Consider the following 26351-nt stretch of genomic DNA (forward strand, 5'->3'; position numbering starts at 1 on the left):
GATGGCCTCTACTTCTTCCCGCCGAACACCGTGATCTCGACCTGCGGCGCGGGCGCGGCAAACGAGCCCTGGTAATTCTTGTAGGCGAGGATCGCGGTGCTGGCGTCGCTGCCCGGCATGGACCGCTTGCCCTGGGGCGCGATGATCTGGCTGGCCATGATGTTGCGCACGGTGTCGCCGGTGCCAGCGGGTGTGTCGGTCGCGCAGCCGCCCAGCAGGAGCGTGCAGGATGCGGCGAGGATGGCGGTGATGGTCGTCTTCATGATCAGTTCTCTTGTGCGACAGGGGCGGCGCGGCCTTCGAGCTGGCCGCCGAGCAGGAATTCGGCGCGGGTCGGCTGCACGTACTCGTCAGTCGGCAACGCGGGCTGCGACTGCATCGGTTTGGCCAGGCGCGGCGTCACGATGAACACCAGTTCGGTGCGGTCATTCTGGAAGTCGCTGCTTCGGAATAAGGTACCGAGCACCGGGACGTCGCCCAGGAACGGGAAGCGCTTGATGGTGCTGGTCACGTTATTGCGGATCAGGCCACCGATGGCGAAACTCTGGCCATCCTGCAGCTGCACCGTGGTCGCCGCGCGCCGCGTGGTAAACGATGGCAGGATCGCGGTCGCGCTGTTGCTGGAACCACCCGTGCTGATGCCGATGCCTTCGCGATTGAGCTCGGACACTTCCGGCGCCACGCGCAGGTTGATGCGCCCGCCCGCCAGCACGGTCGGCGTGAATTTCACCGCCACGCCGTACTCTTTTTCTTCGAGCGTGATCAGGCCCGCGCCGCCGACCGCATTCTGCGCGACGGGGATGAAGATCTTGCCGCCGGCAAGAAAACTTGCCTCCTGTCCGCTGATCGCCATGACGTTCGGCTCGGCCAGAATCTTGACCAGGCCATCGCGCTTTTCGCCGTCGATGGTCAGTTGCTTCACGCCGTTACCCACGGCAGTAACGGCGCCGGCGCCGCCACTGAGCAGGCTCGATACGGCGGCGTAGGTCCAGCTGCCGTTGGTCTTGGAAAAACCCGCCTTGGCGCCCAGCTGGTCGACGAGCGACTTCGAAATCTCGGCGATCTTCACTTCCAGCATGACCTGCTGTGGCGCGGCGATCGACAACATGTTGAGCACTTTCGCGGCGGTTACCGAGCCTGCGGCCGACGCTGCTGCCGGGGCGCCGACGGACAGCGGCGACGGGCTGCCCGCGCCGCTGTCGGCCTGCTGGCCACCGGCGGCAGGCGCGGCGCTTTCCTGGAACGCCGTGGCCAGGTCCACCAGCTGGCTGGCCACGCCGACATCGCTGACCATCCCCGACAGCACCACGGCATTGCCGCTGGCGCCGATGCGGATGCCGCGCTCGCGCGGGAACAGCGCGTCGAACTGCGCGCGCAGCGACGATGTGTCGATGGCAACGTCCAGGTCGATCACGGTCGAGCGCTTGTCGCGGCCAGAGACGATCAGGTTGGTGCTGCCGACGCTGCGCGCAACGATCACGACTTCGCTCACACCCGGCACCACGACGTTGGCCACTTTCGGGTCGCCCACCATGACGGCCCCGGCCGGCGTGCAGAAACGCTTGAGGACGGATTTGCCGCGCATCAGCTGGAGCCGCCCATTGGCGCCGCCGCGCAGGTCGATGCAGTCAGCCGCTGCTGCGCCTGGGACGGGGGCGTCCACCTTGGCGGCGGGGGCAGCATGGGCATCCAGCGTCAATGCAACGGCGCAGGCCAGCAGGGTTTTATGAGTCAATGTGGTCATGACGGATTCTTCAATCAAAAGCTTTGCGAAGCGGCGTCCAGGCCGCGGATCACCAGGACACCGTCGCGCGGCGCGCTGGGCTGACGTGGGGTAACAGGCACAGTGCGTGGCGCCGGGTCACGTACCGGCGCTGGCGCCTGCGCCGACAGTGCCGGCAGGCCGAGCACCGATTCGCGCGTTGCGCCGGTCGTGTTGGCCGGCTGCGCTTCGATCTGGTTGCGCAGCACCAGCGACAGCGAACCGATCGAACGGGCCAGGTCGAGCTTTTCGACTTCATTTGGTGTGAGTTCGAGGGTCACGGCATTGACGACGCGCGGCTTGGTGTCGTCCACGGCCGATTCCTGCGCCACGGCCAGCACCAGAATGCGTTCGAGCACGATCTTCGAGATCGAGCCGGCGTTCTGCGCCAGATCGCTGTTGGTCGGCGCCAGGTTCACGAGGATGTCGACGTAATTGCCAGGCAGTGCAAAACCGGCCACGCCGACGACGTCGTTGACGCGCACGGTCATCGCGCGCTTGCCGCTGGCCACCACTGCCGACAAGCCGCCCAGCGTACCGGCCGGCGCCAGTTTCGATTCGAGCACCGGTTCGCCGCGCGCGATGTCGCCACGGGCGATGCGCCCTTCGAGCAGTTTCATGTCGGTGATGGCGCCAGGCGGCATCGAGCCGGCGGGCCAGTCGGTCAGTTGCAGGCTGGCCGGCAGGATGCGCGCGCCCTGTCCGATCTCGGTGGCAGCGACCACCACGCGGGTGCCCGCCGGGCCCTGCTCGCCCATCCACTTGGCCGCCAGGACCACGGCGCCCAGCGCCAGCACCAGCGCCACGCCGATGATCAGGATCGCTCTCGAATTACGCATGTTCATACTCCGTCGTGCCGCGTTCGCGGCGTTCTTGTGAGGCGGGCCGGCCCGGGGCGCCCGCGGCAAAATAGTTATCCCAGGCCCAGTCCAGGGTGCGGCGCGACAGTTCGGGCGCGCAGTCTTCATAGCGCGCCAGATCGCGCAACTGGCGCATCAGGTCGCGCGGGTAGCAGGCCAGCAGCGGAACGCCGCGCTCGCGGTGACAGGCCAGCAGGTAGTCGAACGCCGCGGCGTCGAACGCCACGCCAACGGACTCGCACGCCTGGAGGAACAGGCGCGTGTACTCGTCGGTTGATGCTTCGGGCACCTCGATCTTGTAGCCGAGACGGCGCAGGAAGGCGCCATCGGACAGGCGCTGCGGCACGAAGTTCGACGAGAACACGACGATCACGTCGAACGGCACCTCGAACGTGTGGCCCGTATGCAGCGTCAGGTAGTCGACGTTGCGGTCCATCGGCACGATCCAGCGGTTCATCAATGCTTCCGGCGTGCAGCGCTGGCGTCCCAGGTCATCGATGATGAAGATGCCATTGTTCGACTTGAGATGCGGCGGCGCCTGGTACAGGCGGGTGTGCGGGTCGAACCGCAGGTCGAGCATGTCGAGCGTCAGTTCGCCACCGGCCAGCGCAGCCGGGCGGCGCACGCCGCGGATCCAGCGCAGGTCCGGCGCGCTGCCGCGGTCCAGGCTAGGCGCTTCCGTCACCGCCGCTTCGGTCACGCAGTGCTGCACGTTGTCGAAGAACGGAATCACTTCGCCATCGACCATCAGCGCGTGCGGCACGGCGATCGTGCCGACCAGCAGGTCGCGCAGGCGTTCGGCCAGATACGTCTTGCCACTGCCGGCCACGCCGTGCAGGAACAGCGCGCGGCCGGAATTCATGCCGGCGCCGATCTGGTCGAGCACGACCGGATTGACGACCACGCCATCGAACACGGCGGCCATCGCACCACGCGTCACCTGCATGTTGGCCACGCTGTGCGCCTTGACCTGGGCGACATAGGTGGCCAGCGTGACGGGCGCCGGGCCGGCATAGGCATTGCGGCCCAGCGCGGCCTGGGCACGCGCGCGGCCAGCCTCGGTGAGGATGTAGCACAGGTCGGCATCGGTGCCGCTGTTGCCGATGCGCGCGACTTCGCACAGTTTTTCGCTGCGCAGGAACGCGATCAACGGATCGATGACGCTGACATTGAGTTTGGTGTGCGCGGCCAGTTCGGCCAGGCGCAGCTGGCCGCGCTGGAACAGGATCTTGCCCAGCAATTCGGCCAGGAACAGGAATGGCAGGCCGGTCTCGTCGACCGTGCGCGGCGCTCTGGCGTCGGCCGGCGCGTTTGCGGGGGCAAGCAGGGCCTGGCTCACAGCGGCAGCTCCCCGTGCACACGCAGCCACAGCACGCAGCCTGCGGTGGCAACGGCAATCGCAACCGCGTACGGCAGGCGGCCGCTGGCTGCTTCGGGTGGCACCGTCGGCGCGGCAACCGTGCCGGCCAGCGCCGAGTAGGTCGTGTGCAGCGCCATGTGATACGCGTTGGCGACCAGGCGGCGCAGATTGCGCTGCCAGGCCGCAAACACCAGCGCCAGCACGCCGCCGGCCACCAGCGTGACCAGGCCGACGACGAGGATCTGGCCGGCGCCGACAAAGGCGCCCACCATCGCCAGCAGCTTGACGTCACCGGCGCCCATCAGGCGCAGCGCGTACATCGGCAGCAGCAGCGCCAGGCCGAGCGCGAAGCCGCCGAGCGCCGACAGCAGTCCGAGCCCGCCGACCGGTGTGCTGAACAACCCTGCCCCTGCCGGCAGCAGCGCATGCAGCGCGAACGCGGCCAGCATGCCCGGAAACACGACGGCATTCGGAATGCGGCGCGCGCGCACGTCGGTGAAGACGGCGGCGCCCAGCAGAGCGAACAGCAGCAGGAGTGGCAGAGTTGACAATGAATTCTCCGGGTAAAAAAAATCCGGCCGCGGGACAGCCCGTGCCGGATCGGGTCCACCTTGTGGCGGACGGGACGTCAATTACTTCGGCGTCTGGTTGATCTTGCCTGCCAGGTTCGTGAACATGGTGCTGATGTTGCCACCCAGCAGGGTCACGGCGGTGATGATGACGCCGGCGATCAGCGATGCGATCAGTGCGTATTCGATGGCGGTGACGCCGTCTTCTTCTTTGATCAGGTTTTTGATGAAGTTCATGGTGGATCCTTTCAAGGGTCGGTAATCAAGGGTTAGCAGGTTGGCTTTTATGCGCTCGTCCATGCAGCCATTGCCGCGATGAAGCAGACGACTGCGAGCAGAACCGAGAGAACGACATACGACATGGCCGGATTGCTGCTGCTTTCATACTGCTGTTCCGGGTTGTCTTCTCTGTCGTGCACCGTTCGCTCCTGTTTGCTTGCCGTCGTACCGCATGTCACGATACGCAGCGCATGAGTTGAATCATACGGAGAGGCAACTTTGTTGCCATCCGTCAAAACTACCTTTTTAAAAGGTACGTTGTGCCACGGCAACCCGGTACATTTGTACCAGGTCGCCCTGTGGAGCATTCAGACGGAGCGAGAAAAGGCGATGCCTCAGGAGAGGCCGTGCTTGATGGCGTAGACGTACAACTCGAGGCGGTTGGCGACGTCCAGCTTCTGGTAGATGGTGGTGAGGTGATTGCGCAGCGTGCGCTCGGAGATGAACGCGCGTTCGGCCAGTTCCTTGTTCAGGGCGCCCTTGCCCTGCACGATCATGCCGATCACATCGCGCTCGCGCGCCGTCAGTGTGCCAATGCGTTCGGCTTCCGGATCGGCTTTTGGCGCCGGCGCGACCAGCTGGCCCAGCAGCGCCTGCATCAGCGACTGGTCGAGCCACAGCTCGCCGCCATGCACCTTGCGCACGGCCAGCAGCACGTCGTCGGTCGGCGCTTCCTTGCTGACCACGCCGCGCGCACCGGCTTTCACGGCAGCCGCCAGCGTGCCCTGGTCGCGGTTCGCGCTCAGGATCACGACGCGCGTGCTGCCATTGGCCACCAGCGCCGGTAAAAAGTCGATGGAACTGCTGCCTTTCAGGTCGAGGTCGAGCAGCACGATGTCCGGGCGCAGCGCGGCGCACAGGGCTGTGGCCTCGGCACCATCGCTGGCGCTGCCGACCAGCGTGAATGACGGGCCTTCGGCCTGGATCAGCCGTTCAAGGCCCCACAGCATGGTCTTGTGGTCATCCACGAGCAGGATGCGGATGGTCATGGTTTCTCCGTTACGTTGTGTCGGTGCTAGACCGGGATGCGGATGCGCAGCAGCGTCTGGCGTGCATCGGCTTCGACGCCCAGCGTGCCGCCGACCGCCGCCACCCGCTCGGCGATCGAGCGTGGCATGAAGGGTCTGGGCGCCGGGGCGCCATCGGACACCGGGTTGAAGATATCGATCGCCAATTGGCCATCGTCGTCCTCGATCACGACGCCGGCCGTGCGCGCCCGCGTGTGCTTGCAGATATTGCTGATGCCTTCGGTAACGATCTGGAACACCTCGGCCGCCATGCGGTCATTGGCCAGGCCCTCACCCTGCACCTCGAGCATCACGTCGACGCCATAAAAATTCTGCACCTGGCGCAACTGGCGGCGCAGCGCCACCAGCAGTTCCGGCTCTTCCTGGCGCCCGCTGCGAAAACGCTGGGCGAAGTCGCGCATGTCGCCGATCACGTCCGAGCACATGGCCAGCAGGCGGTCGAGTTCAGGTGCGACCGCGCTGTCTTCGCCGGCGCCGTTGCGGATCGCCGCCACCGCGTGGCGCAGCCCGATATACGGCTGAATCGTGCTGTCGTGCAGGTCGCGCGCGATGGTCTGGCGTTCACGGAAGGCCGCTTCGGACGCCAGCCGGTCGAGCAGATCGATGGTTTCGATGACGGGAAACGCCTGCTGCACGATGTGCTTCAAAAACGTCGCGTCGCTACGGCGCAGGCGGCTGCCGGTCACGAAAATGCGCCCGCTGCCCTTGCGCAGCGGCAGCGACGCGCTGACGAAGCCGTCGGTGTCGAGCAGGTCGGCCACGTGGCCGCAGGCATCCATGTCGGTCTTGCACCACTCTTTTTCGCCAGTGGCCAGGCGCACCGCGCACACGCCGCCCGGCAGCAGGCGCAGCAGTCCGGCGCCGGGGCCGCGGTACAGGATCGCGCCCGACGCCAGCGCCAGCAACGGCTGCACGTCGGCCGCATCGGGCCGGCTGCGGCTGATCGGGCGACCGGCCCTGGGATGGTGGGCGGTATTGAGTATCCAGCGCTGGTGGCTGTCCTGCATCAAGAGGGTGCAGGTACTGGCGCCGTAATAGCGCAGGATCTTGTCCATCAGCGAATCGAGCGTGTGCTGCACGCCGAAGCGCGGGTTGGATAGCCGGCTGACGTCGCGCAGCAGCGCCAGCCGGCGCCGCTGGTCGACGGACAGGCCGCCCCAGAACGCGATCATGTAGCCCAGCGCCAGCAGGAAGGTCGCGCGCAGCAGCAGGATGTGAAATGACTGGAAGCCCTGCACCAGCACCACCGACAGGGTCACGATGCCTACCGCACCCAGCGTCAGCTTGGCGCCGGCATCGAACCCGTGGCGGAACGACGTGGCCAGGATCGCGAACAGAAAGAACGAAAAGAACGGACTGGCGCCCCCGCCGGTGGCAAGAACGATCAGCCCGTACCAGATGATGTCGATCCAGTAGATATTGGGGCCATGCCAGAAACCCGCCCGATAGCTCGCGATCACGAGCAGTGTCAGGCTGTGCAGCACGTAAGCGCCGAGTACCGGCCAGGTCCAGGCACTGGATGCAACGACGCCACCAGGGCCGATGTACAGGGTCAGCAGCGCAGATACCGACAGCAGCACGCGCATCCCGAACACCATCCAGGCTTCTGCTTCAGGCGCAGCGGCCGATGGCGCGGCGGCGCCGGACGTGCGCCGTGCAGCGGCGATCAAACGACGAATATCAGGGTACCAACTCATGTTGTTGCGCGCCGACAAACGCGTGAACTCCTCGCTAAAACGGTTACAGGGCGTGATTATTGCCCTGTAGAATCCCTGCAGTTTATCGCATACAACCACGCACACGCTCACAGTTGCCCGAATATGTTGTTTAAGAGACTCCACCGTCAATCTGGCGCCACACTCGTCGAGATGGCCATCATCGCGCCCGTGCTCATGCTGGTCCTGGTGGGGATTATCGAAATGAGCATGATGTTCTTCGCCACGCTGACCATGCAGTATGCGGTGCGTGAAGGTGCGCGTTTTGCCATTACCGGCCGCGCGAACGAAGGCGGCACGAGCACCCAGCAGCGTTACGCCACCGTGATCGAGAAGATCCGCGACAACTCGCTGGGCATGTACGAGCGCATGAATTGCGTCGTGTCGGTCAATGGCAAGAGCTATGCGAGCACCAGCTACAGCAACGCCATGTTTGGCGGCGCGGGCGAGATGGTGGTGCTGCAGCTCGACTGCGCCTGGCCCGTAACGACGCCGCTGCTCTCGGCATTCTTTACCGGCGGTCAGAACAACTTCGCCGTCGGCGCCACCATGCGAAACGAGTATTTCTGATGCTGACCATGCCATCTGCCCTCATTCATCCTGCGCGCCGCCAGCGTGGCGTTGCCGCGGTCGAACTGGCCCTGCTGATGCCGATGCTCGTCGTTCTGCTGCTGTGCGCCATCGATGGCGCACGTGCGTTGCAAGCCAATATCATCATCACCAACATCGCGCGCGAAGGCGCGAATATCCTGTCGCGCAGCGGGGCGGATCTGGACGACAGCAGCCAGGACACGATCAATGCGCTGATGGCCAGTGCCCCGCCGCTGAACGTCAATCAGTTAGGCATGATGTACATCACCCGCGTGATGGGCGAAGTCACCAATGGCGTCTCGCGCAGTGTCGTGCTGGACCAGTATCGCTGGGACGATGCCGAGCGCCTGCAAGGATTTCGCCGCAGCGGCTACGCGCCCCAGAGCAAGGTGTATGGCTGCAGCGCCTGGAGCAGTACCGGCAAATGTTCGAGCATCAACAGCGCCTCGCGTCCGGCGACGTCAGTCATGACCGGCAAGCTCGATCCTGGTGAAGTCGTCTTCGTGGTCGAGACGTTCTATCGCTTCGACATGCTGGTCAGCGGTTTCACCACCAACAACAACACCCTGCCCACATTCGGGCCCGACCTGTATTCCATGAGTGTGTTCTGAGATGAATCCGAATCTGCCCCGTCAGCGCGGCGCGGTCGCCATCATGGTGGCCGTGTCGATGTTCGTGCTGCTTGCCGTCGTGGGCCTGTGCATCGATGCCGGTCTGGCATATCTGGTCAAGGCGCGTCTGAATGCGGCGGTGGATTCGGCCGCGCTGGCCGGCGCGCGCGCGGTCACGACCGGCAATAACCAGACGGAGCAGATCGCCAGCGCGCGCGCTGCTGCGGCCGACTTCTTCGCTGCCAATATCCCGAATAATTACCTGCTGTCGTCGCCACGGATCACCAGCACCAACGTGACCTTCAGCGGCGGTCAGGCGACGATCGATGTCGTCGCCGAAGCGCCGATGCCGGTGTCGATCATGCAGATCATGAATTTCACGACGCTGACGCCGGTCGCGGCGGCGCAGACGATCCGGAATGACCTGGATATGGCGCTGGTCGTCGATACGTCGGGCTCGCTGGAAGATTCCGCAGCCACCGTGAGAGCATCCGCCAAGATCTTCCTCAACAAGTTTAATGTGACGCAAGACCGGATAGCACTGATTCACTTCGCCTCTGGTGTCGAAACGGACATTCCCATCAACCCGCTGGCGCGTGGCTTCAATCGTACGTCGATGAACAGCAAGATTACGGGATACAACTTCACGGGAGGAACGTCATCATTCGAAGGCATGTACAGGGCTCGTGAACAGCTCAATACCATACCGTTGGCGAGTCGCTCAACGATGCGCGTCGTCGTCTTTTTCTCCGACGGTGCGCCTACGTCGTTTGGCTCCTATCTCACTTTCAAGAATCAGGTCGATTGCAACCGGCCTGGGTCAGTGGACCGTATTTTGGAATGGGGGGGGCTGGGTGACCTCAACAGCAGTAAGCTCGATTATGTGAGCGAGGGCTGCAAGACTTGGCGAGGCAGCATTAACAGCCGAAATCTTCAGTCAGCAGTGCGCAGCCTGCCTGAATGGTACAACGCACGCCCTGCATCGTCCAATCGCGAGTTTCCGGTTGTGACAGGCACACCGCGCCCAGTCACGGCGGACATCAGCACCCCGGAACTTCTGGAGCGCAACGTCCTGCGAGCATCGCGCAACCTGGCAGAAAGCGTCGCTGAAAAAACCAGATCGGAAGGCATTTATGTCTTCACCCTCGGATTTGGCCCGGGCCTGAAAGAAGCATTTGCATCCGATACGAGTACCAACGGCGAAATGATTATGAAGTGCATGGCCAATACGGCCGACGCGCTGCCACGCTGCAGGAAGCCTGACCAGCCGCTCGGCATGTACTGCTACGCTGCAACCGAAAACGACTTGACGCCCTGCTTCTCACGGCTGGCCTCGGCAATCTTGCGCATCACCAAATAAGTCAACGCCGATTTTCCGGCGTTCATCCGGGAACAGCCGCGTCCATGCGCTAGAATCGCCCCCTTCGGTGCCGCGCGCACCAGCACTTGCAAGGTGGATTCACGTGTTTGCCGTTCTTGCCCTCGACATGGGGGCCGCCATGAAAACGCTGGTGCTCACGCTCGACCTGGTGGGCACCTTTGTGTTTGCGCTGTCCGGCGCCACCGCCGGCGTGCGTCGTCATCTCGACCTGTTCGGCGTGCTGGTGCTGTCGTTCGTGGCCGCCACGTCGGGCGGCATCGTGCGCGACCTCTTGATCGGCGCCACGCCGCCTGCTGCGTTTTCGGACTGGCGCTATCTTGGCGTGTCGCTGCTGGCGGGCGTGACGATCTTTTTCTGGCATCCGTTCATCCACCGCGCCCGCAATCCGGTGCTGCTGTTCGACGGTGCGGGCCTGGCGCTGTTCTGTGTGGCGGGCGCGCAGAAGGCGCTCGTGTTCGGGCTGGAACCCGTGATGGCTGCGCTACTCGGCATGCTGACCGGTATCGGCGGTGGCGTCGCGCGCGACGTGCTGCTGTCGAACGTACCGGCCGTGTTCCGTTCGGATATCTACGCGGTCGCGGCGCTGGCCGGCGCGTCGGTGGTGGTGATTGGCGACGCCTTGCAGTGGCCCACGACGCCGACCGCCTGCGTCGGCGCGGCACTGTGCTTCGGCCTGCGACTGGCCGCGATCCGCTATGGCTGGCACCTGCCGACCGCGCGCGGGATCGAACCGCCGGACGCCAGTGACCACAACCGCGACGGCCGCTGATCCCGGAACGGCAAGTGCATGCACTACAATGGGGGCCAGCCACGCCCCCTATACCGACATGAGCGCCACCGACCTGCCCTACCGTGCCACCCTGCTCGAAGCCTGCACCTGGCTCGAACAACAGACCGCATCGCCCTGGACCCTGGCCCGTCTGCTCGAACTGGGCATCACGCCGTATGTCTGGCTCGATTACGACCCGGCCCACGCCGAGTTGTTTGGCGACGCGAATGGTGGTTACGCAGCGCCGATCTTCTTCCAGGACGACATCGCACGCCTGATCGCCGGCAGCGACGACGTGTTGATGACGATGACCAAGGACGCCTACAAGATCGTCGCGCACCTGCCTGCGCCAGGCTTCAGGCGCCCGCTCGATGCGCTGCGGTTCCAGAAGAAGGACCTGACGCAGCTGGTGGCCACGCTGGAGCGCGAAGCCAAGGCGGCCATCGCTGCAGCGGCCGCGCCACCGCCGGAACCGAAGGCGCCGACCGAATCGGCCTTCGGCATCAACAAGGCCCAGGTGCTGGAAGCGTTTGCCGCCAATGCGCGCATCGATCTTGGCGCGGCGCTCGACAACGCCATCGGCATATTTGGGGACGATGGCGCGCGCGTGAAGGCCAGTGTGCGCAAGTCGAAACGCAATGCCGTGTGGAACCCGGTGACGCTGGCGCTTGGCCTGCATGACCTCCACCGCGTGCCACTTGGCCCGTTACGGCGCGCTTTCAAGACCCACGATTTTCTGCTGGACTGGGAAGACGACTGGGAACAGTCGCTGCGCCTGCTCGGCAAATAAATCAGGTCACGCGCGCGCCAGCAGGCGCCGCAGCTGCGCCGCCTGATACGCGCCGAAGGTATCGCTGAACAGGCAGCGGATCAGTGGATCGTCGACGACGTCGACGTCCAGCAGCTCACGCTCGGCATCGGCGTCGAAGCGGGCATCGTTGATGCGCATGTACATCGTGGTCAGCGACTCACCCTGTTCCAGCGCGCCGTAGAGCCTGGCCGCCGGAACTTCCGTTGCCCAGCCAAGCGGGCCCGCTTGATCCACCGGCGTGGCCACCTCGCCTTCGAGCAGATAATCAAACACCTGCGCCTGACCCAGGTGGTCATACACCGACAACCGCCAGTAGCGTGGCCCGTCGAAGTAGCTTGACGCCGCTTCCACCTCGGCGTATTTGGCGGGCAGAACCGCACGGCAGTAGTCCGTCACGCGCGCCATCTGCGCGTCGCTCAGGGCTGCAAAATGCAGGGCGATCGATGCTGTCGATGGCGGGGCCGCATTGCCTTCATACGCGTAATCGACATCCTGCGGGCCCATGGGCACCAGCCGCGCCAGCGGCGACGCCGGCTGCAGCGCCGCGCTGTCCAACCGTACGGACGTACCTGGATCGAGCCGCACGATCGATGCCGCCGGCAACGCCGCGCCCACTTCGCGCGTGAACTGCGCATAGGTGATCGGGAAGAACGCACGGTTGTACCACGACCACGGCTCCTGCACGAACTGGCATGAACTGGGCACCACGTAGCGCGGTTGCAGCGCCTGCAACTGCGCGATCCACTCGGCCGGCAGCGTGGGCGGCGCGGGCACGGTGCGCGATGGCGTGAGCACCTCGATTTCGCGCATCGTCTGGAACGGCCACAGCACCATGTCCCACGGCCCCAGTTCGACCAGCTGGGCAAGCGTGTCGTCATCGATCCACGAGTCGACCACATTGAGCACATTCTTCCCGGCCGCCTGTACCTGGAACATCGAGTCGACATCGACGTCCATCGCCTCGCGCGGGGTGACGGTGAACGGGCCGACCGTGACCGGCGCATTCAGGCGGAGCAGGTGCACGTGCGTGAAACCCAGCTGGCGCACCATATCGAACAGTTCGTCGAAGATGCAGTAGATGTACAGGGGCGTCGCGCGATCCAGCAGATCGAGGCTGTCGAGCGAGCAATGGTCATCATGGAAGTGCGAGATGAAGACGGCGTCGAAGTGCTGGCGGCGGATCGCCGCGAGATCGAAGCGGACGTCCGGAAACGCATGGCAATTGCGGCTGAACGGGTTCTCGAAGATCGTGTCGAACGCGATCGTCGCGCCCTCGCACGCGAATACGTAACCCGCATGCAGGATGCGCGAAATGGTCAAGCCTGGCGTCGTCATTGGTTCTCCCTGGAGGCGGCATTTTACAGGGCACGCGCCGGGACGGCGCTTGTTGTCGCCAAACCGAACGGCTACACTGCACCACCCCAGCGTTCCCGAAAGTAGCCGATGATCATGAGCCGCCCCGTTCCCCGCGCCCTCCTTGCCGTGTGCGCGCTGCTGGTCACCGCATGGGGCGCGCTGGCGCTGTGGTTTCAGCTTTCGCGGCCCGGCGGCTACGCCGCGATCACGCTCTGGTCGCTCGCCGGCCTGGCCGCCGTCGTCGCCATCGCGCGCGGCCCCGGCAAGTGGCCCGGTACCAAAGCGCTGGTCACCGGCGCCGTGGCGCTGGCCGTGCTGCTGGGGTGGTGGTGGTCGCTGACGCCATCGCACGAACGCATGTGGGCCGACGACGTGTCGCGCATGCTCGTCTCGCGTGTCGACGGCGATCGCCTCGTGCTGCAGAACGTGCGCAATTTCGACTGGCGCACCGAGACCGACTACACGCCGCGCTGGGAGACGCGCGACTATGACCTCTCTGGCATCGTCTCGGCCGACCTGATCCTGTCGTACTGGATGGGGCCACACATCGCCCACACGCTGGTGACGTTCGGCTTCAAGGACGGCAAGCAGCTGGTGTTCTCGCTCGAAATCCGCAAGGAGCGCACCGAGACCTTCTCCGCCATCGGCGGCTTCTTTCGCAAGTTCGAACAGGTGATCATCGCCTCGGACGAGCGTGACCTGATCCGCACGCGCAGCAATGCGCGCGGCGAACAGGTTTACCTGTACCGCCTGCGCGCAACGCCCGGGCAACTGCGCGCCGTGCTGCTGGCGTACCTGGAACGCGCAGAAGCCTTGCGCCGCCAGCCCGAGTTCTACAACACGCTCACCAGCAACTGTACGACGATCCTGTACGAACTGGCACACCGCATCGCACCGGACCTGCCGCTCGACTACCGGCTGCTGGCATCCGGCCACTTCGCCGAATACGCCTACGACCAGAATGCGCTCACGCCGGGCGTGCCGTACGCCGTGCTGCAGCAGCGCGGCCACATCAATGCGCGGGCGCGCCAGGCCGATGTCGACGGCAGCGATTTTTCGCAAGCGATCCGCGTCGGCGTACCCGGCATTCGCTGAGACCATTGCGCCGGCTCTTGCAATAGTTGCCGCAAGTCAAATCAGGACCGGGGGCTTCCACTAGTATCGACCATGGTCGAATGCGACGAGGGAGGCAACTATGGTTGTGCACTGCAAGCGATTGCGCAGATCAGCGAAAGGCAGCGTCGCTGTCGAGATGGCGCTGATCCTTCCCCTGTTCCTGATCCTGCTCGCCGGGCCGCTGTATCTCGCCCGCGCCGCCTGGTTTTACAGCGTGGGGCAGAAAGCCGCGCACGATGCGGCGCGCTATATCGCGACCGCGACGCAGGCCGAGCTGCGCACCCCTGGCGGTGGCTTCAACGAAGCACGCGTTGCCGCAATCGCCCGCTGGATCGTCCAACAGGAGCTGGGCGAAATCGTTCCGTTCACCGATGGTATTCTCATCACGATTCTATGCGATGGCGACGTTTGCGGTGCGGCGACGCCCACCAGGGTACGTACCGGTGTACAAATCACGTTGCACGATGATCTTCTCGGCGACCTGACCGAGCAATACCTCGGCTCTACCGGTATGAAGATGTCCAGCGAAGTCACGATGCGCTATGTCGATCGTTAAGGACACTTGCCCGGCGTGCCAGCGTCTGCACGTCGCGCCACACCACGTAAAAGAAGCCGGCTCGATCAGCGTGATGTTCATTGCCGCCCTGATGATCACCTTTGGCTTTCTCGCACTGGCCCTCGATCTGTCCATGCTCACGCACCGCAAGATGGAACTCCAGAATGTCGCCGACACCGCTGCGTTGGCGGCAGCGCACGAACTTGACGGGTCCGCGGCCGGCCTTAACGGCGCACTGGAAACCGCCGCGAAGCGCTTCCTGGAAAGCGACGGCAGATTCACTTACCACTACGGCAAGGCGACAATGACCTGGTCGAATACGGCCATGGAATTTGCTGCCAGCCCGTCCGGCCCGTGGCTCGCGGTCGGCGAGGCCTTCAAACACCCTAAAGATCTGCTGTACCTGCAAGTCGATACTGCAAAGCTGGACACCGGGTACGGTACCGTCGCCACCCTGTTCCTCTCGACGTTCACAGACATCCTTGACGCCTTCACCAGTGCGCACGCCATCGCCGGCCGCTCTGCCATCAAGGTCACCCCGCTGGGCATCTGCGCCATGCGTGACCAGGCCCACCGCAACCACGCGGGTGAACTGGAGGAATTCGGCTTTCGCCGCGGCGTGGGCTACAACCTGCTGGACCTGAACCTGCCCGGCGACGACGCTGGCCAGACCTTCATCGTCAATCCGGTTGTGCAGTCCACGCCCATCACTGACGCAGCGACGCTGGCACCGTTCGTCTGCACCGGGACGATGGCCATGTCACGGCTGTCCGGCGGCACGGTCAAGGTCTCAGCAACGTTCCCGATCGATTCTCTCTTTCAGCAGCTCAATTCGCGCTTCGGCAGCTACGGGACGGGCGCCACCGCATGCGATGCGCGCACGGCGCCGGCCGACATCAATATCAAGGAATTCACCTTCAACGGCGGTGCCCTATGGATGGGCGCGAAGCCCGCGCAGCAGTCGGCAGCGCTGCTGGCGACGCCCGAACGCAGGTGGACGGTTGCCGGCCCCGACACGGCGCCCGCTGGCACCCTGGCCGTGGAATTCGGCCCGCTCTGGTCGTACGCCAAGGCGGTCACCCACGCATCGTATGCCAGCACGGGCTCGCCGGAACCTGCAACCGGCTATGCAACCTATGGCGTCACCGAATGGAGCACCCTGTACGCGCCGGGAAAGCCGACCACATCAACGTCCACACCCTATCCCGACAGCGCGGACACGCCCACGCCCTACTCCTACACGTCCGGCACCTTTTACAAAGCACCGTCGGCGAGTAACAAGAGCCTGGCCCACCGCCGCGTCCTGCACCTGCCCTTGCTCTCCTGTCCGGTCGCTGGCAGCAATGCCACCGTGGTTGGCATCGGCAAGTTCTTCATGACCGTTCCTGCCACGAAAAATTCTCTGTACGGCGAGTTCGCAGGCCTGGCGACCGAGCAGTCCCTGGGCGCCCGCATCGTTTTGTATCCTTGACGGATGGACGTGCCATGACCCGTACAACGCCAGCGCGGCAACATGGTGTCGCGGCAGTCGAATTTGCCGTGGTTGCCGTGATTTTTTTCATGCTCTTCTTCGGCATTCTCGACATCATCCGGGCGCTCTATATCTGCAATATCCTGCAGGAGGTCACCCGGCGCGCGACGGCGCTGGCCGTCAACAGTGACTTCAACGATGCGAGCGCGATGCTGAACGTACGCACCCATGCGGTGTTTCGCACCGGGCGCGGTCCCCTTCTGTTTGCCGATCCCATCTCCGACGATTACGTCAAGATCGATTACCTGTACATCCCGGCAACAGCCAATCCGGCCCCGATCGGGACATCGTTGCCCGCGAGTCCGCGACAAAACCGGATCAACTGCACGTCCAATCCCAACGCGGCAAACTGCATCCAGCTGGTCAGGGTCCGCATCTGTTTGCCGGGAGGCACAGGCGATGTCTGTGATCCGGTGCCGTACCAGCCCCTGGCGTCGTTCGTCCCGTTTTCATTCAGCCTGCCCACCGCCACCACGATCGCCCGGGCAGAAACCCTGGGCATGCCACCCGGCGTGCCACGTCCAATGGGTGGCATGTAGCGCTTACAGCGCCTCGGGCGAGGTGGCGCCAGCGGCACGGAAAATCGCCACCGTCGCGATGCGGCGATCCTCGACGGCGATGACTTCATAGCGCCAGCCATCGAGTTCGATGCCCTGGCCAGGCGCAGGCATCGACGCGAAACGCGCCAGCAGGAAGCCAGCCAGCGACGTGTAGTCCTCGTCGCCCACCAGCGCATCGGTCTCGAGTACCTGTTGCAGCTGATGCAGATCGGCCGCGCCATCGGCTTCCCATACATCCGGCCCTTGTGGCCGGATCGCCAGTTGCTCGTCTTCGTCCGGGAATTCGCCGGCGATCGCCTCCAGGATGTCCACGGGGGTAAGCAGACCCTGGACGATCCCGAATTCGTCGGTGACCAGCACCAGCTGGCCATGTGCGCGCTTGAGCGTCTCCATCGCGCCCAGCACGCCGGCAGTATCGGGCAGCAGGATCGGCGCGCGCACGACGCCGCCGTCGGGCGATGCGTCGATGCGCCCGTGCAGCATCAGTGCACTGACCAGATCCTTGGTACGCGCAATACCCACCAGCTGGTCCAGCTGGCCGCGACCGACCGGCATGCCGCTGTGCGGCGACGCCTGCAGCTGGCGCAGGATGGTGTCGGCCGCGTCGTCCAGGTTGACCCACGTGAGTTCCGAGCGCGGCGTCATGATCGAGCGGATCGACCGGTCGGCCAGCGCCAGCACGCCGCTGACCATATTGCGTTCTTCCACGCCGAATGCTTCGGGTTCGGCGACCGGTTCGTCCGCCGTCTCGACGTCCGCATCCATGTGCGCCCGCTTCTTGCCCCCCATCAGGCGCAGCACCGAATCGGCGGTACGGTCGCGCAGCGGCACGCGCGCTTCGTGCTTCAGGAAATTACGGCGTGCAAACTGGTTCAGCGCCTCGATCAGGATCGAGAAACCGATCGCAGCGTACAGATAGCCTTTCGGGATATGAAAGCCCAGACCTTCGGCAACCAGCGACAGGCCGATCATCAAAAGGAAGCTCAGGCACAGCACGACAACGGTCGGATGCGCATTGACAAAGCGCGTCAGCGGCTTGGACGCCAGGATCATGACGCCGATCGAGATGATCACCGCGGCCATCATCACGTACAGGTTGTCGACCATGCCCACGGCCGTGATGACCGCGTCGAGCGAGAACACGGCGTCGAGCACGACGATCTGCGCGACCACGGCGCCAAAGCTCGCATACACCCGCGACTGGGTCTGCACGTGCGTGACGCCTTCCATGCGTTCATGCAGTTCGACGGTGGCCTTGAACAGCAGGAACACGCCGCCCAGCAGCAGGATCAGGTCGCGGCCGGAAAACGCCATCGATCCGAGCGCGAACAACGGCGTCGTCAGCGTGACGAGCCACGACACGATGGTGAGCAGGCCAAGGCGCATCAGCATCGCCAGGGACAGGCCGATCAGGCGCGCCTTGTCGCGCTGGTGCGGCGGCAGTTTGTCCGCCAGGATGGCGATGAAAATCAGGTTGTCGATGCCCAGGACGATTTCCAGGACAACGAGGGTGAGCAGACCCGCCCAGATGGTGGGGTCGAAAAGCCATTCCATGTGTTACCTCTTGTTTGAATCAGTGTGAACGTGCAGCTGCATCACGCCGTAAGAGCGCGCAGCAGGGGCGTGCCGCAAAAGCGGCACAGGCAGGCGTCACACCGCGCGCGGTGGCTTGAACAAGGGGTGCCAGGACTGGCTGGGACGGGACAGGGAGGGTGGTGCGAGCACGCCGCCGCGCACATCGGCCAGGCGCAGCGACAGCTCTTCGTTGACGGCGTCGTGCACGTCGGCGCCGGCCGGCGGTTCATCGGGATCGATGTCGCAGCTGGCCTGGCAGTCGTAATTATCCGGCAGGTAGGCGTCGGCGAACACGGGTGCGGATGCCAACTGGACAAGCGGTTCGGATGCAATGACCTGGTGTGCTGGCGCGGGCGGCAGCATCGCGGATGCGGCCATGGCAAGGGCAAACATGTTCAGGGGGAGCAGCAGGATAAGGCAGATGACGAATACTCGTCTCATAGACAACAAAGAAGTCGGCGACGCGGTCATTCTAGCATGTCCCGCACACGTCATTCGTGCGCGCCGCACGCATGACAGCCCTCTTGTACAATGGCCGCCACCTTACCCACCGGCCCCGCCGGGAAGCACCCCGATGCACACATCTGCCCAGCGCATGAGCGCTCTGCTCGACTATCTGGTCGAGCAGGCCAAAGACATAGATCCTTCCGCGTTCACGCTCGCGAAAGTCACCGAATTCAAGAAAACCTTTGCCGACCTGTCAACGCTGCCGTGGATCGAGTTCAACGTCGAGACCGAGCAGGATGATCTGTGGCTGCGCGTGCACCGGCTCGAGTCCACGTCGCCGCCGTTGCTGGCCGATCCGGCGCTGGCACCATACCTGACGATCGGTACCGACCCGTCTGGCAATCCGCCAGCGCTCAATGACGCCACGCTGGCCGATGCGCGCCATGAAGATGCCGCGCAAGCCACCGGCATTGATGCGATGCAGTGTGTCGAAGAACGCGATGGGCAGCGCCGCGCCCGCGCCGCGCAGGCGCTGGCTGCCTATCTGCCACCGTGGCAGGAGTGGGCGGCGCGCGAGCGCCCGCGGCGCCAGGTGATCACGCTGTACGCCGACCTGTTCGCACTGAAAGCCCGACTCGAATCCGAAGAAGCGGCGCGCCCGCTGGAGCTGGTCTGGGGCATGGGCCTGTCATCGTGGCAGATCCGCACCCCGGCGCCCGTCGACTTCCATTACCCGCTCATCACGCAGGCACTGGAAATCGATATCGACCCGGCCTCGCACGCGATCGGCCTGCGCCCCCGTCAGCTCGACGCGCACCTGGAACTGGATGCGTTCGCGGCCTGTGGCGTGCCCGGGATTGGCGACGTGGGACGCGCCGCCCGCAGCCTGCTTTCGGCGCGCGGCGACAGCGCGATCTCGCCCTTCGCACCGGACACGATCGAGCCGATCCTCAAGCTGATCGCCGGCCAGGTCAGCGCCGACGCCCGCTACGACATGGCCGCCACGCAGGCACCACCCCCTGGCGAGCGCCTGGTCGTCACGCATGGCTGGGTGATCTTCGCCCGGCCGCGCGCGACGCACTTCCTGATCGACGACATCGCGCGCCTGAAAGACCGCGTGGACGTTGCCGGGGCACTGCCGGACGGGCCGCTGAGCCTTGTCACGCCGCCCGGCAGCGCGGTGCTCGAACACGAACCGATCGCGTTTCGCGGCCTGTCCGGCGGCGCGGTCAATGCCGGCGAGCCGCGCGAACTGTATTTCCCGCTGCCGTACAACCGCGAGCAGGAAACCATCGTCCAGCAACTGGAACGTTCGCCCGGGGTCACGGTCCAGGGTCCGCCCGGCACCGGCAAGACGCACACGATCGCCAACATCATCAGTCACTACCTGGCCTCGGGCAAACGCATCCTGGTGACGTCCAAGGGCGAGCCGGCGCTGAAGGTCCTGCAGGAGAAGATTCCCGAATCGATCCGGCCCCTTACCGTCGCCCTGCTCTCGGGCGACAAGGAAGGCATGCGCCAGTTCCAGGCGTCGATCGAAGCGATCATCCACACGCTGTCGCATCTGAATCCGCAGGTCGAGACCGAGGCGATCGCCGCGTGCCGCGTCGCGCTCGACCGCGCGCACGCCGAAACTGCCGCCATCGACACCCGTATCGACGAGATCGCACATGCGCAGCTGGCTGCGGTGAGCGTCGACGGCGTCGAGATGCGCGCGCAAAAGATGGCCGAACTGGTCATCGACGGCAACGACCGTTTCGGCTGGTTCGACGACGCGTTGTCGCTGGCGCCGCACCATGTGCCGCCGTTCGGCGACGAACAGGCCATGCAACTGCGCGAGGCGCGGCGCCGGCTGGGTGCTGACCTGGTCTATTGCAATGCGCGGCTGCCTGCAGCCGACGCGCTGCCCTCGCCACCGGCCATCGGCCGCCTGCATGACACGCTGCTGGCGATGCGCGACATCGAGCGCGACGAAGCCAGTGGCGCGCTGCCAGCGCTACGCGCCACGACGCCCGACGTGTTTGCCGCCGCACAGACGCTGCAGACGGCACTGGCCGCCGCGATCGCCACGGCAGCCGAGGTCGAGGCGTCGGGCTTTGACTGGGCGCACGCCGTGCGCCTGAAATCCCGCCAGTCGCAGTTCGTCACCGAGCGCGGCGCGTTCGAGGCGCTGTTGCCCGAAATGGATGCGCTGTTGCGCGCGCGCGCCGAATTCATGCAGCGTCCCGTCACGGCGCCCACCGAAGCGCTGGGCCATCCGAAAGCCATCGAAGCGATCAACCGCGCCGTCGAGACGGGCAAGCCGTTCGGCCTGCTGTCGTTCGGCGCCGGCGACGTCAAGGGGCAGATTGCCGCGATCCGCGTGGCCGGCCTGGCACCAGCCTCCAGCGACGACTGGGCGCACGTGCAGCGATACGCCGCGCTGCAGAATCGCCTGCACTCGTTTGCCGTACGCTGGAATGCGTTTGCGCCCGATCTGTCGCTGCCGGTCCTGGTGGCCGACGTGGCGCAACTGCGCGCCATCGAACAGGTCCTGACCACAGCCCGCGCCGCGCATGCCCAGGCAACCACGCACGACGTGCAGTTGCCGAGCCTGGCCCACGCCGTGTTCAGCCAACCGCCGACGAACGACCTGCTGGGCCGCGAGGCCGACCTGCTGCGCGTGCGCGACTACCTGGCGCGGCACCTGGCGCGGGCCGGTCTCGAACAGGCCCGCAGCGCCATGGCCGCACTGCATGGCTTGCTGGCGGGCGCCGATGGCCCTGTCGGCGTGCGTCTGCGCGACTTCGCCGGGCAGACACTGGGCACGCCGGCCCTGACGGCCGACACGGTCAGCGCCGACTATGCGGCGCTGCTAGCGGAACTGCGCCGCATCGCCGCGCTGGCACCGGACCTGGCCAGCGTGCGCGAGTTTGCCGAGCAAGTCGCTCATCATGGCGCGGCGCGGCTGGCCACCCGCTTGACGACCGTCCCGGTCGACGCACACGGCGACGACCCCGTGTTCCCGGTGCGCTGGCGCGATGCCTGGACCTGGGCGCGCCTGAAAACCTACCTCGACAATATCGATGCGCGCGACGAGATGCTGCGCCTGGCCGCGCGCCGCCGCGAACTCGAACGGGGCCTGGCGCGCCTGTACGAACAACTGGTGTCGAAGTCGTCCTGGCTGGCCACGCGCCGCCTGGCCGGCCAGAACGTCCTGAGCGCACTGGAAACCTACCGCACGTCGATGCGCAAACTGGGCAAGGGCACGGGCGTGAACGCAGGCCGCTACCGTCGCGATGCGCAGGAAGCGATGGTCAATGCGCAGGCCGCCGTGCCGTGCTGGATCATGAGTCATGCACGCGTGTCCGAAACGCTGCCGGCCAATCTTGGTGCGTTCGACCTCGTCATCGTCGACGAGGCCAGCCAGTCCGACCTGTGGGCGCTGCCGGCGGTTCTGCGCGGCAAGCAGCTCCTCGTGGTCGGCGACGACCGCCAGGTCTCGCCAGAAGCCGGCTTTGTCTCGGCGGCCAAGATCACCGACCTGCGCCGGCGCTTTCTGGCGGGCCAGCCATTCGAAGCGGTGCTCACCGCGGACATGTCGCTGTACGATATCGCCTCGACCGTGTTTGCCGCTTCGAAGGTCATGCTGCGCGAGCACTTCCGCAGTGTCGCGCCCATCATCGCCTACAGCAACCGCGTGTTCTACAAGGGGTTCATCCAGCCGCTGCGCATTCCGACCGCGTCCGAACGGCTCGATCCGCCGTTGATCGACGTGTTCGTGGCCAACGGTTACCGCGAGAACAAGGGGCTGAATCGCCCCGAAGCCGAATTCATCGTCGCCGAGATCGACGCCATCCTGCGCGATCCGGCCTATGCCGGCCGCACGCTGGGTGTGGTGTCGCTGCTGGGTCCCGAACAGGCGCAGCTCATCGACAAGATGGTGCGCTCGCGCTGCGACATGGCCGAACTGGTCAAGCGCAACTTCGCCTGCGGTGACGCGCGCCTGTTCCAGGGCAGCGAGCGCGACATCATGTTCCTGTCGATGGTCGCCGACAGCAAGCAGCACCACGCGCTCTCAGGCGTGCAGTTCGACCAGCGTTTCAACGTGGCCGCCTCGCGTGCGCGCGACCGCATGTACCTCGTGCGCTCGGTGCAGCTCGAAGAACTGTCAACGCTCGATTTGCGCCGCACGCTGGTCGAGCACTTTGCCAAACCGCTTGAAGCGAACGAAGAAGCCACGAGCCTGATCGAGCTGTGCGAATCGGGCTTCGAGCGCGACGTGTATACCGAGTTGTTCGAGCGCGGCTACCGCGTCATCCCGCAGGTGCCGGCCGCTGGCTACCGCATCGACATGGTAGTGGAAGGCGCGCACGACCGGCGCCTGGCGATCGAGCTCGATGGCGACGACTTCCATGGGCCGGACCGGTGGCAGGCCGACATGGGCCGCCAGCGCGTGCTCGAACGCGCTGGCTGGACCTTCTGGCGCTGCTTCGCCTCCACCTGGTCGCTGCAGCGCGAGACGATCCTGGCCGAGTTGCTGGCACGCCTGGCAGCGATGGGGATCGAGCCGCTCGGGGCGCTGGCGCGCACGCCGCTGCTGGTCGAGTACCGCGAATGGGGGCGTGATGCGGTGACCAGTATCGATCCGGACGTCAGAACCGATGCTGCATCCCCAGCATGATGCCGGTCTGGTTGTCCGACACGCCGGTCACGCCGCCATCTTCGGTGGAGTCGCGCGTCACCCCGATCGGCACGCCGCCATCTGCCTTTGCATATGACACGGTGGCATACAGGTTGGTGCGCTTGGTCAGCGTGTACCGGGTACGGACCACGAACATCAACGGATCGGCCTCAGTGTCGCTCGCGTTGACGCCGTTCTTGACGTTGATGTAGTAGACCACGCCGGTCACGTCGACCATTGGCGTGAGGTCGACGTTCGCGCCGGCCCACCACGTGTCGGCGCGTACCTGGCTGCCAACCGGCCGCTCGAGCCTGTAATTGCGCAGGCCCAGTTTGAGGTCGGCGCTTTTCGTCAGTTCGTAAGCCAGGCCTGCGTGATACACCCTGGAGACGGAGCGGGCGATTGCCGTGCCAGTCACGCCGTTCACGCGTTCTGCCGTGAGCACGTAGCGCAGGCCGCCAACCTGGTGCGCGGCCGCGACGGCGAGTTTGCGGCCATCGGCATTGCTTTCCTGCGATTCGCCGGCGCCGAACGATGCGCCGATCTTCACGCCACCGAACTCGCCCTGGTATTTCACCATATTGTCGAACGCGGTCGTCATGCCGTACTTGCTGCCCAGCGTGCCGCCACCCGTCGACGCCCACGAGTAGCGCGGCGCGTAGCCCATCGGGTCGAACGGGCTGATGAAGTCGTACACGGTGGTGAACGAGCGGCCGATGATCACGCGGCCGAACTTGCCTTCAAGACCGACGTTGGCCTGGCGGCGAAACAGCGGGCCGTCGATTTCCCCGGTATCCGAGAGCACCGGTGACTCGAACTGGAACACGGCTTTCAGCCCCCCGCCCAGATCTTCACTGCCGCGAAAACCGAAGCGCGAATTGTTCGAGCCGCCCGAGGAGACGCGCAGCGAGTTGCCGCCCGATTCCTTTGCATTCGTCACGTATTCGATGCCGGTATCGAGCAGGCCATAGACCTGCACACTGGTCTGGGCCATGGCGCTGCCACTCACCGCTGCGGCGATGGCCGCTGCGAGCACTGTCTTGTTCATTCTCGTCTCCACTATTTTTGGTATGCGTCCGATATTTTGCATATCGGCGCCCAATAATGCAGTTAGAAGGTTCCAACGTCAACACGTCGTGCCGAATTTATCGCTCCAATTTACTTGCAGTGGCGACAATGCATCAGACCTGCACAAGATTCCTAAAAAACATTGAAATAGAAAAATCTGCACGAATCTGATTGCATTAAGACGCATCCAAATGCAATATAGAGATGCAATCGACAAAAACGCGCGCCCTTCGTGGCGGGCCCAACACCGGAGACACAAGACATGCACACCTTCAAGCAACCTTTGCTGACGGGCGCCCGCGCGCTCGCCATCGGCGCCCTGCTCGCCTGCACCGCGCCAGCCATGGCGCAAGCCCCACTGGAACTCAAGATCATCGCCCCGGCCGGTCCAGGCGGCGGTTGGGACACGGCGTCGCGCTCGCTGCAGCAAGTCATGCTGTCGTCCGGCGCGGCCAAGAACGTTCAGGTGATCAATGTGCCAGGCGCAGGCGGTACCGTCGGCCTGGCGCAGTTCGTCAACGGCGCCAAGGGCGACGGCAAGCAGGTCATGACGATGGGCATCACGATGCTCGGCGCCGTGCTGACCAATCGCTCCCCAGTCGGCCTCGACACCGTGACGCCGATCGCACGCATCACCGCCGATCCGCTCGTCATCGTGGTGCCAGCCAACTCGCCGCACAAGACCATGAAAGACCTGGCCGCGGCCATCAAGGCCGACACGTCGCGTGTCGTCTGGGCCGGCGGTTCTGCCGGCGGCGCCGACCACATCCTGGCCGGGCTGGTCGCACGCACCGTGGGCGGCGATGTGCGCAAGCTGAACTACGTGCCATTCTCGGGCGGCGGCGAAGCGCTGGCCGAGATGCTGGGCGGCCGCGTTACCGCTGGCGTTTCGGGTTACAACGAGTTCGAGAGCATGATCAAGGCGGGCAAGCTGCGCGTACTGGCTGTCGCTTCCGGCCAGCGCGTCCCTGGCATGAACGTGCCGACGCTCAAGGAACAGGGCATCAACGCTGAACTCGTCAACTGGCGCGGCATCGTTGCCGGCCCCGGCATCACGCCGCAGCAGCGCCAGGTGCTCTCGGCAGCGGTCGAAAAGGCCATCAAGTCGCCCGAGTGGAGCAAGATCCTCAAGATGCGTGGCTGGGAAGCGGCCTACCTGCCACCTGACCAGTTTGCGGCATTCATGAAAACCGAACAGGCGCACGTCAAGGGCATCCTGGTCTCGATCGGCCTGGCCAAATGAACCCGGGCGTTCCTCGCAAAGTCGCCGCCTGGCGCGCGCCGCTGCTGGTGGGCGTCGGCTTGCTGGGCCTCGCCAGCCTGACCATGTTCGACGCGATGCGCGTGGCGTCCGGCGTCGGCCCGGGCGTCGGCCCATCCGCCGCGATGCAGCTGATCGCCCTGATGCTGGGCGCCCTGGGCGTGGCGCATCTGGTCCAGGCGATGCGCGCCAAGCGCACGGCTGCCGTGCGTGAAACCGAAGGTACGGCCAATCTGCGTTCGCTGGCCTGGGTACTTGGGGGCCTGGTGCTGCAAATCGTCACGCTTGCAATCGGCGGCGGGTTCATCCTGTCGTCGGCCATCCTGTTTACCGCGACCGCCTGCGGCTTTGGCCGTTCGCTCAAGTCGTGGGGACCGGTGTATGGCCTGCTCATGAGCAGCATCGTCTACCTGTTCTTCACGAAAGCGCTGTCGCTGTCGCTACCGATGGGTCCATTAGAGCAACTGCTGGGATAAAAATTC

At 65.0% G+C, this 26351-nt stretch carries 24 protein-coding genes; 12 read left to right on the forward strand and 12 right to left on the reverse strand.

From position 1 onward, the window contains the following. Positions 1-8: 8 nt before the first annotated feature. The 8 genes from AC56LY_RS09390 to AC56LY_RS09425 form a co-directional block, all read right to left on the reverse strand. Positions 9-263 (reverse strand): hypothetical protein, encoded by a 255-nt coding sequence (locus AC56LY_RS09390; protein ID WP_499578611.1) that lies wholly within the window; start codon positions 261-263, stop codon positions 9-11. 2 nt (positions 264-265) lie between these two features. Further along, positions 266-1744, reverse strand: coding sequence for a type II and III secretion system protein family protein (locus AC56LY_RS09395; RefSeq protein WP_499578613.1), 1479 nt, complete (start codon positions 1742-1744; stop codon positions 266-268). 14 nt (positions 1745-1758) lie between these two features. Further along, positions 1759-2601, reverse strand: a complete 843-nt coding sequence (gene cpaB, locus AC56LY_RS09400; protein WP_499578615.1) for a Flp pilus assembly protein CpaB — start codon at positions 2599-2601, stop codon at positions 1759-1761. Continuing rightward, the gene (locus AC56LY_RS09405) at positions 2594-3961 is read right to left on the reverse strand and encodes a DUF8689 domain-containing protein (protein ID WP_499578616.1); all 1368 of its coding nucleotides are present in this window, start codon (positions 3959-3961) and stop codon (positions 2594-2596) included. The genes cpaB and AC56LY_RS09405 overlap by 8 nt, the downstream gene beginning before the upstream one ends. After that, on the reverse strand, positions 3958-4533 hold the full coding sequence (locus tag AC56LY_RS09410; protein WP_499578617.1) for an A24 family peptidase: 576 nt from the start codon (positions 4531-4533) through the stop codon (positions 3958-3960). Before AC56LY_RS09410 ends, AC56LY_RS09405 begins: the two co-directional genes overlap by 4 nt. Before the next feature lie 81 nt (positions 4534-4614). After that, complete coding sequence (locus AC56LY_RS09415) at positions 4615-4788, reverse strand: Flp family type IVb pilin (protein ID WP_499578618.1); 174 nt, start codon at positions 4786-4788, stop codon at positions 4615-4617. 377 nt (positions 4789-5165) lie between these two features. Continuing rightward, a complete protein-coding gene (locus AC56LY_RS09420) occupies positions 5166-5819 on the reverse strand; it encodes a response regulator (RefSeq protein WP_499578619.1) in 654 nt (217 codons plus the stop codon). A 26-nt stretch (positions 5820-5845) separates the two neighbouring features. Beyond that, on the reverse strand, positions 5846-7555 hold the full coding sequence (locus AC56LY_RS09425; protein WP_499578621.1) for a sensor histidine kinase: 1710 nt from the start codon (positions 7553-7555) through the stop codon (positions 5846-5848). A 123-nt stretch (positions 7556-7678) separates the two neighbouring features. Here AC56LY_RS09425 and AC56LY_RS09430 point away from each other — a divergent pair, with 123 nt between their 5' ends. The 5 genes from AC56LY_RS09430 to AC56LY_RS09450 all read left to right on the forward strand — a co-directional run bounded on the left by AC56LY_RS09430 (position 7679) and on the right by AC56LY_RS09450 (position 11715). Next, positions 7679-8143, forward strand: a complete 465-nt coding sequence (locus tag AC56LY_RS09430; protein WP_499578623.1) for a TadE/TadG family type IV pilus assembly protein — start codon at positions 7679-7681, stop codon at positions 8141-8143. Between the two features lie 8 nt (positions 8144-8151). After that, on the forward strand, positions 8152-8775 hold the full coding sequence (locus tag AC56LY_RS09435) for a TadE/TadG family type IV pilus assembly protein (protein WP_499578625.1): 624 nt from the start codon (positions 8152-8154) through the stop codon (positions 8773-8775). A gap of 1 nt (position 8776) precedes the next feature. Further along, the gene (locus AC56LY_RS09440) at positions 8777-10135 is read left to right on the forward strand and encodes a VWA domain-containing protein (RefSeq protein ID WP_499578628.1); all 1359 of its coding nucleotides are present in this window, start codon (positions 8777-8779) and stop codon (positions 10133-10135) included. Between the two features lie 103 nt (positions 10136-10238). Continuing rightward, on the forward strand, positions 10239-10925 hold the full coding sequence (locus AC56LY_RS09445; protein ID WP_499578631.1) for a trimeric intracellular cation channel family protein: 687 nt from the start codon (positions 10239-10241) through the stop codon (positions 10923-10925). Positions 10926-10953: 28 nt separating this feature from the next. Beyond that, complete coding sequence (locus AC56LY_RS09450) at positions 10954-11715, forward strand: hypothetical protein (protein WP_499578634.1); 762 nt, start codon at positions 10954-10956, stop codon at positions 11713-11715. Positions 11716-11721: 6 nt separating this feature from the next. Here AC56LY_RS09450 and AC56LY_RS09455 read toward each other — a convergent pair whose 3' ends face one another. Then, positions 11722-13071 carry an MBL fold metallo-hydrolase gene (locus AC56LY_RS09455; RefSeq protein ID WP_499578637.1) on the reverse strand — a complete coding sequence of 450 codons (1350 nt, stop codon included), beginning with the start codon at positions 13069-13071 and terminating at the stop codon, positions 11722-11724. A gap of 114 nt (positions 13072-13185) precedes the next feature. Between AC56LY_RS09455 and AC56LY_RS09460 the strand changes: the two genes are divergently transcribed. The 4 genes from AC56LY_RS09460 (at position 13186) to AC56LY_RS09475 (ending at position 16834) form a co-directional block, all read left to right on the forward strand. After that, entirely contained in the window at positions 13186-14187 is a 1002-nt protein-coding gene (locus AC56LY_RS09460) for an Lnb N-terminal periplasmic domain-containing protein (RefSeq protein WP_499578639.1), read from the forward strand. 100 nt (positions 14188-14287) lie between these two features. Continuing rightward, complete coding sequence (locus AC56LY_RS09465) at positions 14288-14764, forward strand: TadE/TadG family type IV pilus assembly protein (RefSeq protein WP_499578641.1); 477 nt, start codon at positions 14288-14290, stop codon at positions 14762-14764. Beyond that, a complete protein-coding gene (locus AC56LY_RS09470) occupies positions 14751-16235 on the forward strand; it encodes a pilus assembly protein TadG-related protein (RefSeq protein WP_499578643.1) in 1485 nt (494 codons plus the stop codon). The genes AC56LY_RS09465 and AC56LY_RS09470 overlap by 14 nt, the downstream gene beginning before the upstream one ends. A gap of 14 nt (positions 16236-16249) precedes the next feature. Then, entirely contained in the window at positions 16250-16834 is a 585-nt protein-coding gene (locus AC56LY_RS09475; protein ID WP_499578645.1) for a TadE/TadG family type IV pilus assembly protein, read from the forward strand. Positions 16835-16837: 3 nt separating this feature from the next. Here AC56LY_RS09475 and AC56LY_RS09480 read toward each other — a convergent pair whose 3' ends face one another. After that, positions 16838-18409 (reverse strand): TerC family protein, encoded by a 1572-nt coding sequence (locus AC56LY_RS09480; protein ID WP_499578647.1) that lies wholly within the window; start codon positions 18407-18409, stop codon positions 16838-16840. A gap of 96 nt (positions 18410-18505) precedes the next feature. Continuing rightward, positions 18506-18823 carry a hypothetical protein gene (locus AC56LY_RS09485; RefSeq protein ID WP_499578649.1) on the reverse strand — a complete coding sequence of 106 codons (318 nt, stop codon included), beginning with the start codon at positions 18821-18823 and terminating at the stop codon, positions 18506-18508. A gap of 181 nt (positions 18824-19004) precedes the next feature. On the opposite strand from AC56LY_RS09485, the gene AC56LY_RS09490 reads away from it, so the two are divergent. Beyond that, complete coding sequence (locus AC56LY_RS09490; RefSeq protein WP_499578650.1) at positions 19005-23540, forward strand: PDDEXK-like endonuclease domain-containing protein; 4536 nt, start codon at positions 19005-19007, stop codon at positions 23538-23540. Here AC56LY_RS09490 and AC56LY_RS09495 read toward each other — a convergent pair. Then, complete coding sequence (locus AC56LY_RS09495; protein WP_499578652.1) at positions 23512-24588, reverse strand: porin; 1077 nt, start codon at positions 24586-24588, stop codon at positions 23512-23514. The two genes, AC56LY_RS09490 and AC56LY_RS09495, sit on opposite strands and share 29 nt — an antisense overlap. Positions 24589-24870: 282 nt before the next feature. Between AC56LY_RS09495 and AC56LY_RS09500 the strand changes: the two genes are divergently transcribed. Continuing rightward, positions 24871-25851, forward strand: a complete 981-nt coding sequence (locus AC56LY_RS09500) for a Bug family tripartite tricarboxylate transporter substrate binding protein (RefSeq protein ID WP_499578654.1) — start codon at positions 24871-24873, stop codon at positions 25849-25851. Then, positions 25848-26345: a tripartite tricarboxylate transporter TctB family protein gene (locus AC56LY_RS09505; protein WP_499578656.1), complete on the forward strand. Its 498-nt coding sequence runs from the start codon at positions 25848-25850 to the stop codon at positions 26343-26345. The genes AC56LY_RS09500 and AC56LY_RS09505 overlap by 4 nt, the downstream gene beginning before the upstream one ends. Positions 26346-26351: the final 6 nt, after the last annotated feature.

The organism is Telluria sp. ZT3P25, from assembly GCF_059685895.1.